Annotated in this window: 9 protein-coding genes; 5 read left to right on the forward strand and 4 right to left on the reverse strand. The window is 72.1% G+C overall.

What is annotated here, in order from left to right; translation table 11 throughout:
• Positions 1-10 precede the first annotated feature (10 nt).
• Complete coding sequence (locus tag BM228_RS07220; protein ID WP_092038721.1) at positions 11-1,135, reverse strand: ABC transporter permease; 1,125 nt, start codon at positions 1,133-1,135, stop codon at positions 11-13.
• A 67-nt stretch (positions 1,136-1,202) separates the two neighbouring features.
• Complete coding sequence (locus BM228_RS07225; protein WP_092038536.1) at positions 1,203-2,378, reverse strand: MFS transporter; 1,176 nt, start codon at positions 2,376-2,378, stop codon at positions 1,203-1,205.
• Positions 2,379-2,533: 155 nt separating this feature from the next.
• On the opposite strand from BM228_RS07225, the gene BM228_RS07230 reads away from it, so the two are divergent.
• Complete coding sequence (locus BM228_RS07230) at positions 2,534-3,547, forward strand: hypothetical protein (protein WP_092038538.1); 1,014 nt, start codon at positions 2,534-2,536, stop codon at positions 3,545-3,547.
• A gap of 64 nt (positions 3,548-3,611) precedes the next feature.
• Complete coding sequence (locus BM228_RS07235; protein ID WP_092038540.1) at positions 3,612-4,052, forward strand: DUF1489 family protein; 441 nt, start codon at positions 3,612-3,614, stop codon at positions 4,050-4,052.
• A gap of 152 nt (positions 4,053-4,204) precedes the next feature.
• Here BM228_RS07235 and BM228_RS07240 read toward each other — a convergent pair whose 3' ends face one another.
• Positions 4,205-11,530 (reverse strand): apolipoprotein A-IV repeat region-like domain-containing protein, encoded by a 7,326-nt coding sequence (locus BM228_RS07240; protein ID WP_092038542.1) that lies wholly within the window; start codon positions 11,528-11,530, stop codon positions 4,205-4,207.
• A 290-nt stretch (positions 11,531-11,820) separates the two neighbouring features.
• On the opposite strand from BM228_RS07240, the gene BM228_RS07245 reads away from it, so the two are divergent.
• Positions 11,821-12,144 (forward strand): Hpt domain-containing protein, encoded by a 324-nt coding sequence (locus BM228_RS07245; RefSeq protein ID WP_092038544.1) that lies wholly within the window; start codon positions 11,821-11,823, stop codon positions 12,142-12,144.
• 206 nt (positions 12,145-12,350) lie between these two features.
• A complete protein-coding gene (locus BM228_RS07250) occupies positions 12,351-12,671 on the forward strand; it encodes a 2Fe-2S iron-sulfur cluster-binding protein (protein WP_092038546.1) in 321 nt (106 codons plus the stop codon).
• Positions 12,672-12,677: 6 nt separating this feature from the next.
• Here the strand turns inward: BM228_RS07250 and BM228_RS07255 are convergent, their stop codons facing one another.
• Positions 12,678-13,853 carry a vWA domain-containing protein gene (locus BM228_RS07255; RefSeq protein WP_092038548.1) on the reverse strand — a complete coding sequence of 392 codons (1,176 nt, stop codon included), beginning with the start codon at positions 13,851-13,853 and terminating at the stop codon, positions 12,678-12,680.
• A 337-nt stretch (positions 13,854-14,190) separates the two neighbouring features.
• Here BM228_RS07255 and BM228_RS07260 point away from each other — a divergent pair, with 337 nt between their 5' ends.
• On the forward strand, positions 14,191-14,598 hold the full coding sequence (locus tag BM228_RS07260; protein WP_092038549.1) for a hypothetical protein: 408 nt from the start codon (positions 14,191-14,193) through the stop codon (positions 14,596-14,598).
• Positions 14,599-14,622: the final 24 nt, after the last annotated feature.

Genomic DNA, 14,622 nt, shown 5'->3' on the forward strand with positions numbered 1-14,622 from the left:
CAGGACGGGCTCAGAAATCGATCGCGGCGAAGAACACCGCGAACAATCCATCGAGGACGATGACCATGAAGATGGACTTCACGACTGAGGCGGTGACGTGGCGGCCGAGCGATTCGGCCGAGCCCTCCACCGCGAAGCCCTCGATCGTGGCGAGGATCCCGATGATCAGCGCCATGAACGGCGCCTTGATCAGGCCGACCATGACGTGGTGCACGCCCACCGCCGCCTGGAGCCGGACCAGGAACTGATCGAGCGTCAGGCCGCCATACAGCATGGCGGTGAGGCCGCCGCCGGTGAGCGCGGCCAGGTCGCCGATCAGGGTCAGCATCGGCAGGCCGACCATCAGGGCCAGCACCCGCGGCACGATCAGGATCTCGACGGGATCGAGGCCCATGACCCGCAGGGCATCGACCTCCTCGCGCATCCGCATCGAGCCGATCTCGGCGGTGATCGCCGAGCCGGACCGGCCCGCGACCATGATCGAGGTGAGCAGCACGCCCATCTCGCGCAGGATCAGCAGGCCGATCAGGTTGACCACGAAGGTCTGGGCGCCGAAGCGCTGGAGCTGGAAGATGCCCTGCTGGGCGACGATGCCGCCGACCAGGAACGAGATCAGCACGATGATCGGCGCGCCATTGAACGCCACCTGCTGGATCTGATTGATCAGCGCCGTGCCCCGGAACGTCCCCGGCCGCAGGGCGACGCGCCCGCAGGCGGCGATCACCTCGCCCAGGAAGGCGAGGGCGGTGACGAATTCCTGGCCGCCGCGCACGGTCTCGCGGCCGACCGTATCGAGGACGCCCAGGATCAGGCCGGGCCGGGCCGATGGCGCGGCCTCGGCTTCGCGCAGGCGGACCTCGCCCAGCAGGGTGCGGTGCTCGGGCCGCACGCCGACATAGGTCAGCCTGCCCCCGGACTGCTCGATCTCGGCGCGGGTCCGCTCGAGCACCCAGGCGCCCAGCGTATCCAGCCGTTCGATCCCCGACAGGTCGACCGCCACGGCGCCGGCCCGGCCGGCGGCCAGGAGGCGCGCCGCATTCGCCTCAACGGTCGGCGCCTGATCGGCGGTCCAGCGCCCGTCGAGCGCCAACCGGCCTTCCGCCGGCCGGTCCCGCAGCGACGCGCCGGGAACCATGCCCTCGCTCAGCAAGACCCTCACTCCTCGATTGGAGGCACCACCCTGCCTCGGGGTTATGTCGACATTACGGTTGACGATCCGTGTCCAACGTCACCCCCCCGGCGCGGCCGGAAGCGAGCGCCAGGCCCAGGCCGCAGGCGGCGAGCGGCGCCATCAGCAGGAAGGCGAGGGGGCCGCCGGCCCGATAGGCGACGCCGCTCAGCAGGGTCGCGCCCACGGAGATGCCGGCATTGACCGCGCTGAGCGTGCCCTGCGCCCGCCCGCGCGCGCCCTCGGGGGCGAAGGCCGAGACCGCGGCCATCGCGCCGAGCTGTGTCGCCCCGAAGGTCAGGCCGTGCAGGCACTGGAGCGGCACCAGGGCGGCCAGGTGGTCGCCGAGGAGATACATGCCGACCGCGCGCAGGATCGCGGCTCCGGCGCCGAGGGTCAGGAGTCGCACCGGACTCCGCCAGGATGCGGGCAGGGCGGTGATGCCGGCAAACAGCGCGATCTCGGTCAGCACCCCGGTGGCCCAGAGGGAGCCGACCCAGACCGGCGCAATGCCCTGGCTGGTCCAGTAGATGCTGCCGAACCCGTAGATCGCCCCGTGGCTCGCCTGGATCGCCGCCGCCGCGCCGATGCAGAGCCAGAGCTTCAACGGCAGGCGCGGCCGGACGGCGCCGGCCGGGACCTGCGGCAACGCCACGACCGAGCGGCTGCGCCAGGCCACGAGCCCTGCTACCAGGGCGAGGCCGGTGAGCAGCAGCGGCACCGCGAGCTGGCCGCCGAGCGCCGAGAGCAGGAGGCCGCCCGCGAGGTTGGCCAGCAGGAACGCGATGGAGCCGGCCATCCGGATCCGGGCATAAACCAAGCGGGCGTCTCGGCGCACGGCGGCCAGGGTCAGGTAGTCGATGCACGGGACCAGCGGCGCGCCGGCGACCGCGTTCAGCACGACCAGCATCGCCAGCACGGGCCAGCCGATCCCGGCGGCGCCCGGCATCAGCGCGTAGGTCAGGCTGAGGGCGAGGCTGCCGAGCATGATCAGCCGGCGCGGGCCCAGGCCCCGGTCGAGCAGGCTCATCAGCGGCGCCGTCGCGACGATCCGCGTGGCGATCGGCAGGGCGAGCAGCAGGCCGATCACCCGGGCATCGAGGCCGAGTCCGTCGAGCCAGAGGGGCATGAACGGCATTGCGATGCCGATCTCGGTGAAGACGACGGCGTAGAGCAGCGACAGGCGTGCTGGGCCGGACGGGCGATGCAAGGATGGGGTTCCCGGACGGGATTTGGGAGATTCCCCGGATCCGGGGCTCGGCCGCCGTAAGCGCCCGTTAAACCCTCCCTGTCAATTTGCCCGCCTCCGGGTCGCGCCCTGTGCCGGCCCTCGCCGTGCCGGCCTTTCGGGTTCGGAGGGATCCCATGTCCGGTTCAGCCCCAGCAGGCGCCCTTGCCGAGTACGAGGCGATCGAGGCGACCATCTGCCTCAGCGAGCGCGGGCGCTGGTTCCTGTCCGAATATGCGCGCCGCAACCGGGCCGCCGAGACCGAGATGCTGCTCGGGGCGATGAGCCGGCTCGAACACGCGGTGACCGCCGACCGGGATCAGCAGACCGTCGGGCAACTGCACGGCAACCTCGTCGAGATGGCCGCAGCGATCAGCCAAACCAAGGCCGAGATCGCCGCGATCAGCGCCCGCGACAGCGAGCAGACCCGTCTGACCCAGGCGTCCCTGGCGCTGGACGCCATCGTGCGCGAGACCGAGCGGGCGACCTCCGACATCCTCGGCTCGGCCGAGGCGATCCAGGAGGCGGCCTGGGTTCTGCGCGAGCGGGGCGCCGACGCGGCGACCTGCGACGCCCTCGATCGGCACGCCACGGCGATCTACACGTCCTGCTCGTTCCAGGACCTCACGGCCCAGCGTACAGCCCGGATCGTCTACACCCTGCGCTACCTCGAAGACCGCCTCGCCGCGATGATCGCGATCTGGGGCAGCGAGGCCGAGCGGGTCCCGCCGATGCCGGGCGACCCGGCCGCCGGCACCCGGCCGGAGGTTCAGCCCTCCGACCTCTGCCAGAGCGACATCGACCGCTACATCGCCATGGAGGTCCCGGCCGTCACCGCGGCCGCGCTGATCGCCCGCCCCGGGAGCCCGCCGCTCCACGAGGACATCGTGTTCCTGCCGGTCTCGGACGGGGAGGGGACCGATGCGACCGAGGACGCCGAGGTGGTGGAGGCCGCCGAAGCGCCCGCCCCGATCGCGATCGGCGACGACGCAGTCGACCAGGACGACTCTGCGGCTTCAGTGCCCGACGTGGATTGGGCCGACCATGACACTGCCGCCCCGGAGCCCGCCGCCGAGCCGGAGGCGCCGATCCTGAGCTTCGCGGCGATCGACGCGCTGCCGCCGGAGCAGCGGCTCGCCCTGTTCGCCTGACGGCGCCGAGCGGCCCTGCTATCAGGGGCGCCCGCCCGTCCAAGGTCGTGAGACGAAAACCCCCGTGGCCCTGAACCTGATCAAGCTCTGCGTCGGACCCGCCTCCATCGCCGACCTCGAAGCCCGTCAGGAACGGTACCGGGCCGAGGCTTTGCGCGAGGGCCGGCCGGCCGACCCGTTCCACGTCACCCGCACCCTGCCCAAGCGCCATCGCGAGATCGCCGGAAAGGGCTCGATCTACTGGGTGATCCGCGGGACCCTGTCCTGCCGGCAGGCGATCACCGCCATCGAGAAGCTCACGGACGAGGAGGGAATCCCGCGCTGCCGGCTGGTCTTCGACTCGCGCCTGGTTCCGGTGTCGCCCCGCCCCTGCCGCCCGTTCCAGGGCTGGCGCTATCTCACGGCCCGCGACGCGCCGGCCGATCTCGGAGCCGGGCAATCGGGCGACCTCGCCGAGATGCCCGAGGCGCTACGCCGCGAGCTGGTCGGCCTCGGCCTCCTCTAGAGCGTCGTCCCGGAAATCAGAACCGGGACGACGCTCTAGGCTCTTGATTATGCATCGTCTTTTTCCGAAAGCCGGAATCCACCTTTTGGGACGATGCTCTAAAACACGTTCCGTCGGCGCGGGCCCTCTGAGTGCCCGCGCCGACTGTCGTCCTACGCCCCGTCGAACCGCCCGCTGGCATGGGCCAGCATCGTGTAGACCTTGCCGGTCTCCGAGGTGAGGTAGGCGTCGGTCCGCTTCGCGTCGCTGTCGTTCTTGACCACGTCGCCCAAGAGCCGCTCGAACTCACCCACGTAGCGGTCGACGCTACGGCGGAACTCCGCATCCGACCGGTAGCGGCGCTGGATCTCCGCGAAGGTGGTCCGGCCCTGCGCGGTGTAGATGCGCGGGTCGAACAGGTTCGGCTCGCCCCGGCGGTAGCGCTCCCACAGGTCGACCGCGGTCCGGTGCTCGATCATCCGGGCGATGTCGGTGGAGATCGTGTCCAGGGCGATCCGACCGGTCTCGGCAGAGGCCTGGGACGGAGCCTGCGGCTGGGACGGGCGGCCCGCCGGAGCGGCGGCGTTGGTCGCCTCCACCTCGGCTTCGTCGTCCTCGTCCAGCGAGGCGCGGGTCAGCAGGTCGGACAGCCAGCCGCGCTTGGCACCGCCGGCCGTCATGGCGACGGGACGGGCGGTCGCGGAAGGCCGCGGCGCCTCGATCCGGGCCGGGCCTGTGGCGGACCGGGCCGGAGCCGAGGGCGCCGGCAGAGCCGGAGCCGAGACCGGCTGAGCCTGCGTCGCGGACGGAGCCGGAGCGCTGCTGCTCACCTGCGATGCGGCGACCGAGCGGGAGCCGCCCTCCGCCACCCGCCGCTGGGCCTGCGGCTGGGCGACATCCACCGAGCGGGTGGTGCGGGAGACCAGGGCCGAGAGCTCGTTGAGCGCCTTGATCTGGTCGGCCACCACCCGGCGCATCTCGCCGGTGGCATCCTGCGTCTCGCGGGGCAGGTCGAGGACGCCCCGGGCGAGTTCGGCGCGGGTCGCGTCGAGTTCGCCGCGGATCGAGCCCGCCATCTCCCGCAGGGACGACACGGAGGCACCGAACTGGGTCTGCGCCTCGTCGAGGCCGCTGCGCATCTCCCGCGCCGCCTCCTCGATGGCCTGGCGCACGCCTTGGGCCGCCTTCTCGCTCTCGGTCCCTGCGCTGTCCTTCAAGCCCTCGAAGGCGCTGGTGACCGAAGCCCCCGCCCCCTCGGCCGAGCGCGTCAGCGACTCGCCGACGGCGCGGGCGCGCTCCTCGGCACTGCGCAGCGTGCGCTCGATCGTCTCCGCCAGGGCGCCGCCCTGCTGCTCCAGGGCGCTGGCGCGTGCCTCGAAGCCAGCCAGCGCCTCGGCGAGCGCTGCCTCGCGGCCCGACAGGGTCGCGCCCAGCCGCTCCTCGATCGCGGCGAGCGAGGACGCCGCCTGGTCGAGCGCCGACACGTGCACGGACGTCTGCTCGCCGAGGGCGCGGCCCCTTCCGTCGAGGGTCTCGGCGAGGCCGGACGCCTCGCGCAGGGCCGTGTTGGCGACCTCGCGCAGGGCTTCGACCTGCGCCGCGACGCCCGCAGTGGCGCGGCCGGTCTCGGCGGCGATGCGCTGGAGCGCCGACTGCACCTGCTCGACCCGGCCGGCCAGGCCCTGCTCGATGGCGCCGAGATTGGTGCCGGCTCCGGAGACCAGCTCGCCCAAAGCCGCGTTGGCGCCCTCGATCCGCTGAAGGACGGCGCCGAGCTCCCGGCCCAGCCGGTCGTTGGTCTCGAACAGCTCGGTGAGGGCGCGGCCCGCACCGTCGTCGATGGCGGCGCGCAGCAGCTCGGCCGAGGCCCGCGACTGCGCGGCCAGTTCCTCGGTCTGCAGCCGCAGGGTTTCGGCCAGCGGCACGCCGGTCTCGATCAGCACCCGCTCGATCGAGTCGGCCCGGTCGGCCAGGGCCCGCGACAGGTCGAGCATCGGCCCGTCGATGGCGGCGCGCAGGCGCGCGACATGCCCTTCCAGGCTGTCGCCGACCGCACGGCCGCTGCCGTCGACGCTGGCGATCAGCGCCCCGCCCTTCTCCTCGATGGCGCGGACCAGCGCCTCGGCGCTCTCCGCGAGGCGGCGGGACAGGGCCTCGCCGCGGGCGTCGACCAGGGCGCCCAACGCGGTGGCGCGGCGCTCGAATCCGGCCCCCAGCGCCTCGGTGCGGGCATCGATCAGGCCCGCCAGCGCGGCCTCGCGCCGGCTGAGCGTCTCGGCCAGGGCGGCGTTGTGCGCGTCGACCTGCTCGGCATGCGCCCGCGCCCGCTCGTCGAGTGCGGCCACCAAGCTGGCGGTGCGCTCGTCCATGAGGCCCGCGAAGGCGTCGTGGCGGTCGTCGAAGGCGTTGGCCAGCGTCTCGGCGCGCTGGGCGACCAGCGTCGCGAACAACCGCATGCGGCCGTCGATGCGCTGGGTGAAGGCGTCGGCGCGGGCGTCGACGCCCCGGGCCAGGGCCTCAGTCTGGGTCTCGACGGAGTGGACTAGGGCGGCGGTGCGCCCTTCCACGACGCCGTCGAGGTCGCGGATCCGCGCGTCGAAGGCCTCGACCAGCGAGCCGGTGCGGCCCTGGGCGGCGTCCAGCAGCGACTGGCTGCGCTCGTCGACGAGGGCCTCGATTGACGAACGCGCCTCGTCGAACGTCCCACGCAGGGTCTCGATCCGGGCATCCAAGAGGGCGGCGACGCCGGTGGGCGCCGCGTCGAGGAGGTTGCGCAGATCCTGCGTGCGCGCCTGGACCGCCATGGCGATCTCCCGGCCGCGGCTCTCCACCGAGGTTTCGAGATTGGCTTGCGCCCGCTCGAACAGGGTCCGAAGCTGCCCGCTGCGGGCCTCGAAGGTCTCGGCGAACTGGGTCTCGCGGGCTTCGAGCAGGCCGGCGATGGCCGGGCTCGCCTGCTCGATCGCCTTCTGCAGAGCCTCGGTCCGGTGCTCGATCGTCCCGGCAATCTCGCGGCTGCGGCCATCGACCAAGCGGTCGATCTCGGCCTGTGCTCGCGCGAACAGGGCCTCGAGCTGGCCGCCGTGGGCCTCGAAGGCCTCGGCGAGCTGGTGCTCCCGGGCCTCCATCAGGCCGGCGATGGCCGGGCTCGCCTGCTCGATCACGTTCTGCAGGGCCTGGGTCCGATGCTCGATCGTCCCGGCGATCTCGCGGCTGCGGCCGTCGACCAGGCGGTCGATCTCCGCCTGGGCCCGCTCGAACAGGGCGCGCAGGTCCGCGAAGCGGGCGTCCAGCAGGTCGGCCATGTCGGTGGGGGCCGCGTCGAGGGTCTGGCGCAGGCCCTCGGTCCGGGTCGTGATCGTGTCGGCGAGTTCCTGGCCGCGCACCTCCACGAGGTCGCGCAGGCCGGCCTGGGCCTCCTCGAACAGGGCCCGCAGGCGCTGCGTGCGGCTGTCGAGGGTGGCCGCGAGCTGGCGCTCCCGGGTCTCGACCAGGGCCGTGACGGCGGCGGGCGCCTCCTCCAGCATCGTCCGAAGTGCCTGGATCTTGGTGTCGACCGAGGCGGCGAAGCGGCCACCGCCGCCCTCCACCACCGCGTCGAGGGCGTTGTGGGCTTCCTCGAACAGGGTCCGCAGGCCCTGGGCGCGGGCATCCAGGGTCTCGGCGAGGCGGTTGCCCCGGCCTTCGACCAGGTTCTCCAGGTGGCCCAGGCGCTCGTCGAACAGGCTGCCGAGGGCCTGCGTGCGGGAATCCAGGCTTCCGGCGGCGTTGCCGTAGGCGTCCTCGACGGCGGCGATCAGGGCGCGGCTGCGCGTATCCAGGGCCTCGTTGAGCGGACCCATGCGGCCGTCGAGGGTGCTGGCCAGGGTGCCGGCATGACCGTCCAGCATCACGCGGATCTGGTTGGTGCGGTCGTCGAGCAGGCCGTGGACCGAGCGCACGCCCTCATCGAGCAGGCCGCTGATATCGGCGGTGCGGCTCGACAGGGTATGGCCCAGGCGGCCTTCGCCGGCTTCGAGCATCCGCTCGGCATCCGCGATAGTCTGCTGGAGCTTCGAGAGGACGCTCTCGCCGCGCTGGTCGATCAGCTCGGCCAGCGACGTGCCGCCGCGGTCGAACAGGCGCGCCAGCTCGGTGATCCGGCCGCCGATCGCCCCGAACACGCTCCGGCCCTTCTCGTCGAGCTCGCTCGACATGGCGGTGATCCGCTCGTCGATCAGCTTCGCCAGCAGCTCCGAGCGCTCGGCGAAAGCCGCGCGCACGGCCTCGGTCCGGGCGGACAGGGCCGCATCGGCGCTCTCCGCCCGCTCGTCCACCAGCTGGACGATCTCCTGAATGCGGCCCGACAGCGAGGCTTCGAGAACCCGCGTCGATTCCGCGACGGCGCCGGTGAGGGTGCCGATGCTCTCGGCCATCGCCTTGTCGATCCCGCCGGTCCGGTCGGTGATCGTGGCGACCAGGTCGCGGGTGCGGCCGGCCAGTTCCTCGTCCACCGCGCGGGTGCGCGCCTCGATCAGGCGGATCGCCTCGAAGGCCTGCACGCCGAAGCTTTCGTCCACGAGGCGGGCGCGCTCCTCCAGGGCGTTGGCGATCTCCTGCAGGCGGCTGATGACGCCGGCATCGAAATGCTCCGCGCTGCCGGCGATACGGCGGGCCATCTCGGCGGTGCGCCGGTCAATATCCTGCCCGAGCCCATCGACCCGGCCATCGAGCACCGCGACCAGGTTGCGGCTGCCCTCTTCCATGATCCGGGCCATCTCCCCGGTCCGGGCGGCCAGCGCCTCGTTCAGGGCCTGGCCGCGGGACTCGATCCGGTTGTCGACGTGATCGACCAGGTTCGCCACGACTTCGCCGATCTCGGCGGCACGCTTGGCCGAGCGCTCCTCCAGGGAGCCGAGATGGGTCTCGACCAAGCTGCCTGCCTCGCGAGCGCGGGTCGCGATGGTCTCGGCCACGGCCTGGCCCTTGACGGTGATGAGCCGGTCCATCTCCTCCAGCCGCGCCCCGACGGTCTCGCCGAGGCTCGCGGTGTCGCGGCCGATGCGGTCGGCCAGGATGTCGCCGCGGGCGATGGTCTCCTGCAGGGCGGCGAGGCGGCTGCCCAGGGTCTCGTCGATGGCCCGGACGCGCACGTCCGCGGTCTCGGCGAAGCTCGCGCCGGTCTGGCTGAGGGTGTCGGCGATGCGGGCGCCCTGGCTCGCCACCGCGAGCACGATGTCGCGGCCGGTGCCGCTGATCCGGGTCTGGGTCTCCTCGGCGTGGCTGGCCAGCAGCTCGGCGACGCCCTTGCCGTGCGCGCCGAAGGCGGCTTCCATCTCGCCGATGCGGGCGGCGAGGTCGTCCGAGATGGCGCGGGCGGCCTGGCTCAGGCTGCCGGTGGCGTCACCGGTGCGGGCAGACAGCTCGCGGTTGAGGTCGTCGAGGGCGGCGCGTAGGGCGGACACCGCCGCGGCGCCGCGCTCGCCGAACTCGGTGCCGGCCCGGTCGGCGGCGTCGCGGAAGCGGGTCAGCAGGCCCGCAGTCTCGGCCTCGACGGCGCTGGTCACCTCGGCCGAGCCGAGGCGCAGGGTCTGGAGGGTTTCGACCAGGCGCGCGGACGCCTCGCGGGTATGGGACTCGACCTCGCCGGTGACGGCGCCCGCGGAGCCGCGCAGGGACTGGACCGCGGCGGCGGCGCCGGCCTCGAAGCCGTGTCCCAGCGCCGAGAAGGCGCTCTCCAGGCTCTCGGTGGCCGCCTGGGTCCGCTCGGTGATGTGGCCGCCGGCCCGCTCGGCCGCGGCCGAGACGCGGGTCTCGAGATCCGAGGCCTGCACCGTCACGGTGTCGTGGAGGCGCGCCGCAATGCCGTCCATGCGCTCGGCCAGGGCGTTGCCGCGCTCCGCGACCGTCTCGGCGATCCGCTCGGCAGTGCCGATGAGGTCGTCGCGCACCGCGCCGGCCTGGTTGGTCAGCGTCTCGCCGACGCCGCCCATGGCCAGTGCCAAGGCGGCCTGGGCGTCGCGCCCGCGGGTCTCGATCGCCTCGGCGACGGAGAGGCCGGCATTCTCGATCTCGGCGCGCAGGGCCAGGCCGCGGCCGGCGATATCCTGGGTGAGGGCCGCGCCGGTCTCGGCGAAGCGGGCGGTGATCTGGGTGCCCATGGCGCCGAAGCGCTCGGTCAGCTCGGAGCCCCGCGACAGGAAGGCGTTCTCCAGGCCGATGACCGAGCGCTCGAAGCTCTCGCGCACGACGCCGCCCTGGCGCTCCAGGGACTCGCTGACGCGCAGGCCGGTCTCGGCGAGGCTCTGGGCGACGGAGGCGGTGCTCTCGGCGATCCGCCCGGTGAGGGCGTTTCCGGTCGCCTCGAAGGCGCTGCTCACGTCGCGGGCGCGGGTCTCGAAGGCCTGGGTCAGGGTCTCGCCGACCTCCAGGAGGCTGCCGCGTACGCCCTCGCTGGTGGCCGCGAGGCTCTCGATCAGCTCGTCGCCGCGCCCGGTCATCAGGGTGACGACCCGGTCGCCGGCCTCGCCCAGGGAGGCGGTGATCGCAGCGCCGCGGGCATCGAGCGCCCCGGTGACGCGCTCGCCCGCGCCGTTGAGCGCCATGACGATCCGCTCGGACGCGCCCTCCAGCTCCTGGCTCAGGCTCTGGTGCGAGCCGGTGATCGCGCCGCGCACCCGCTCGGCGTTGGTGACGATGGATTCCCGCTGGGCGACCAGCTCCTCGACGAGCGAGCGGATGCGGATCTCGTTGTCCGAATAGGCCCGCTCCAGGGTGGCGATCTCGCCGCGGACCAGGGTCTCCAGCTCGCCGGCCCGGGCGAGCGCGCGCTCGACGCCGTCCCCGACCGCGGCGACTTCCCGGCGCACCGTCTGGGACATGGTCAGGACGGCGTCGGTGGAAAAGCTCTCGGGTTCGGCCAGACGCACCGCGACCTCGCCGACCGCGCGGGCGACGAGGCGCATCTCCTGAGCCCGGACCGCCAGCATGGCGGCGATCACGAACAGGACGACCGGGCCGAGCAGGGCCGCAGCGCCCACCGTCGCCTGGAGGGCGGTGAGACCCGAGACCACGCCGCGCAGGTCGCCGCCGGATTGCAGCCAGGCGACCAGCACGAGGCCAGCGATCCAGGCCAGGCCGGCCAGCAGGGCGAACAGGTAGGGCTTAGGCGAGGACCGCACCCGCAGGGTCTGCTGCAGGATGCCGATGTTGCGCCGGTCGTCGTTCGCCACCAGCGAGCGGTCGGGCGGCAGCAGGCCGCCTTCGCGGCGCGGGCGCTCGCGGCCGGGCGGGGGCAGGTCGGAGGCCAGCGGCGGGTCGAGGTCGAGGCGCGGCGGCATCTGGCGGCCGGCCGGATCGAGGGCGCCGTCGAGCAGGGGATCGGCATCCCCGACATCGGGCAGGCGCGGCTCCGCGCGGCTCTCGGTGCCGGTCGGCGTCAGGGCGTCGAGGTTCAGCGCCTGCTCAATGGCAGAGAGCGCGGCCTCGGCCGGGTCCTTCAGCTTCTTCTCGGTCGCCATTCAACGCCTCGTCACACGGGTTTCACTGGCACCTGGGGAGGCTGATGCCAGAGACGCAACTTCCCGTTTACCATTACAGGATTAGACGCGGACACCGATTGCCGATACCCGAGCCGCCGTCCGACCCCAGAAACCGTTAACGGTATGGTTACTGGGTCCGCCGCCTTCCGGCTCCACCATCTTGGCGCAGATGCGGGTGCCTGCGCGATCCCCGTCCGGCGAATCGGGGGGTGAATCATGGGGATCGGTTCGGCAACCCCCAGAAGAATGCGGATTCCGGGAGTGCGCGCATGCTGGCCATCGACCGTGCGGAGCTCGACGCGCAGACCGGCGGCGACGCCGAGCTGGCCGATGAGGTGCTGGCGCTGTTTGCCGGGCAATGCCGGTCGATCCTGCCCCGGCTCACCGATCCGTCCCTGCCGGCCGGGCAGCGCGCCGACCTCGCCCACACCCTGAAGGGCTCGGCTGCCGGCGTCGGCGCCACGCGGGTCCGCGCCTGCGCCGACGCCGCCGAGGCGCAGTTGCGGGCGGGCGCGGAGCCGGCGGCCCTCGACGACCTCGTGCAGGCGGTCGCGGCGGCGCTGGCCGAGATCGCGGACGGCGCCGAGTCTTAAGAGCGTTCGCCGCCGTAGTGGACACCGGCTCGGCGCGAGCGCGTGCGCCAAATCAAAGCCTGAGGGCCGGTTCATCGCGCGAGTATAGATGCGGCGATCAATCCGGACGGTCGAGCGCCGCCGCGCTTGCATTCCGTGGCCCCAGCCGCCAAGCAGGCACCCCGCCCGTCGAAGCGAGGCCGCTCGACGCGAGCCCGGAGCCGAGCATGCCCAAGATCACTTACGTCGACCACGCCGGGACGGAGAGGACCGTCGAAGGCAGCGTCGGCGCGACCGTGATGGAGACGGCGTTGCGCAACAACGTCCCGGGCATCGACGCGGAATGCGGCGGCGCCTGCGCCTGCGCCACCTGCCACGTCTACGTCGCCGAGGACTGGATCGACGTCGTCGGCAAGGCCCAGGACATGGAGCAGGACATGCTCGATTTCGCCTCCGACGTGCGCGAGAATTCTCGCTTGTCCTGCCAGATCAAGATCGCGCCGAACTTGGACGGGCTGGTGGTCACGACCCCCGCGCAGCAGGGGTAGCGACCCTCACCGCACCAAGGCCCGGGCCGCCGCGTCGAGCCCGTCGAGGGTGAGGGGGAACATGCGGCCGCCGATGAGCCGCTGCACCATGCCGATCGACTGGGTGTAGCCCCAGTGGGTCTCCGGTATCGGGTTCAGCCAGGCCACCTTCGGGAAATGGTCGAGGAGGCGCTGCATCCAGGCGGCGCCGGGCTCCGCGTTCCAATGCTCCACCGAGCCGCCCGGCGTGGCGATCTCGTAGGGGCTCATCGAGGCGTCGCCCACGAACACCACCCGGTAGTCGCTGCCATAGGTGCGGATCACGTCGAGCAGGGGGGTCTTGGCCTCGTGCCGGCGCCGGTTCTCGGTCCAGACCGCCTCGTAGGGGCAGTTGTGGAAATAGTAGTGCGCGAGGTGCTTGAACTCCGAGCGCGCGGCCGAGAACAAAGCCTCCGCCTGCTCGATGTGAAAGTCCATCGAGCCGCCGACGTCGAGGAACAGCAGCACCTTGACGGCGTTGCGCCGCTCCGGCCTGAGCCGCACGTCGATATAGCCCTGGCGCGCGCTCTCCCGGATCGTGCCGTCGAGGTCGAGTTCCTCGGCCGCCCCCGTCCGGGCGAAGCGGCGCAGCCGCCGCAGCGCGATCCGCATGTTGCGCGCGCCGATCTCGCGGTCGTCGTCGAGATCCTTGAACTCGCGCTTGTCCCAGACCTTCACCGCGCGAAAGTTGTGGTTCCCGTCCTGGCCGATGCGGATGCCCTCGGGATTGTAGCCGTAGGCGCCGAATGGCGAGGTCCCGCCGGTGCCGATCCATTTCGAGCCGCCCTGGTGGCGCTCCTTCTGCTCGGCCAGCCGCTGCTTGAGCGTCTCGAACAGCTTGTCCCAGCCGAGCGCCTGCAATTCGGCCTTCTCGGCCTCGGTCAGGTATTTTTCCGCGAGCTTGCGCAGCCATTCCTCGGGAATCGCCGCGGGCTCCACAGCCGCGCCGAGGGTCTCCAGCCCCTTGAACACCGTGCCGAACACCTGGTCGAACCGGTCGAGATGCGCCTCGTCCTTCACCAGCGCCGTGCGCGACAGGAAGTAGAACGCCTCGACGTCGTGCTCGGCCAGCCCCCGGTCGAGGGCGCCGAGCAGGGTCAGGTACTCCTTGAGGGAGACGGGAACCTTGGCCTCCCGGAGGGCCGTGAAGAACTGCAGCAGCATCCCCGAAGAACGCGCCAGCAAAACGCCCGGGTCAAGCCCCGGCGAATCAGACAAGCTTACGATCGAGTCGGTAGGACTTCTGGGCCTGTTCTCCGAGTCGTCGCGGATGGTCGACAAGATTCATCGCCGGACAAAGCCCTAATCCAGGGGCGCCCGGAGAGTCTTCAGCGGCCGCGGAGACTCATAAGTTGGGCATAAGTCGTCGAATCTGTTGATATGTGCGCGAACAAGCCTCGCGCGGTCACTGAAACCGTCACGGGAATCGCTCAACTGAGGGCATCAGGTGTGTTCAGCCGCGACGACGCGTGCCGCACCAACCGAAGCGAGGAGACCTGCGATGGCGGTCATCCTGCGGAATCTGACGGATTTCAAGCGGTTTCTCGGGAAGCCGGGGGCAACGATTCAGCTGGTGCGCAACACCTTCATGGATCGCCAGCCCGAGGCCACCCGGGAGGCCTACCGCGACAAGGGCATGTACGCGCCGCGCGCCGTGCAGGCCCTGTCGCGGAAGGCCGCGGTGTTCACCCTGCGGGGGTTCCCCGGGACCGTGTGGCTGTACTGGGACAAGGGTGCGCGAGGCTGGCGCTTCTCGGGGGACACCGTGACCGTCCCCCTGGTCACCGGCCTCGGACCGGCGGACGAGCTGGTCTACCGGTGCAGCTTCGCCGACGGCTTCGAGCCGGCGCCGCGCAACCGGGTGACCCGGCAGGCCAAGCACGCCGAGGCGCATCTCGCCCCGGCCTGAACGGCTCGGCGCCTTCCCGCGCCG

It is taken from the genome of Methylobacterium pseudosasicola (genome assembly GCF_900114535.1).
Taxonomy (GTDB): Bacteria; Pseudomonadota; Alphaproteobacteria; order Rhizobiales; family Beijerinckiaceae; genus Methylobacterium; species Methylobacterium pseudosasicola.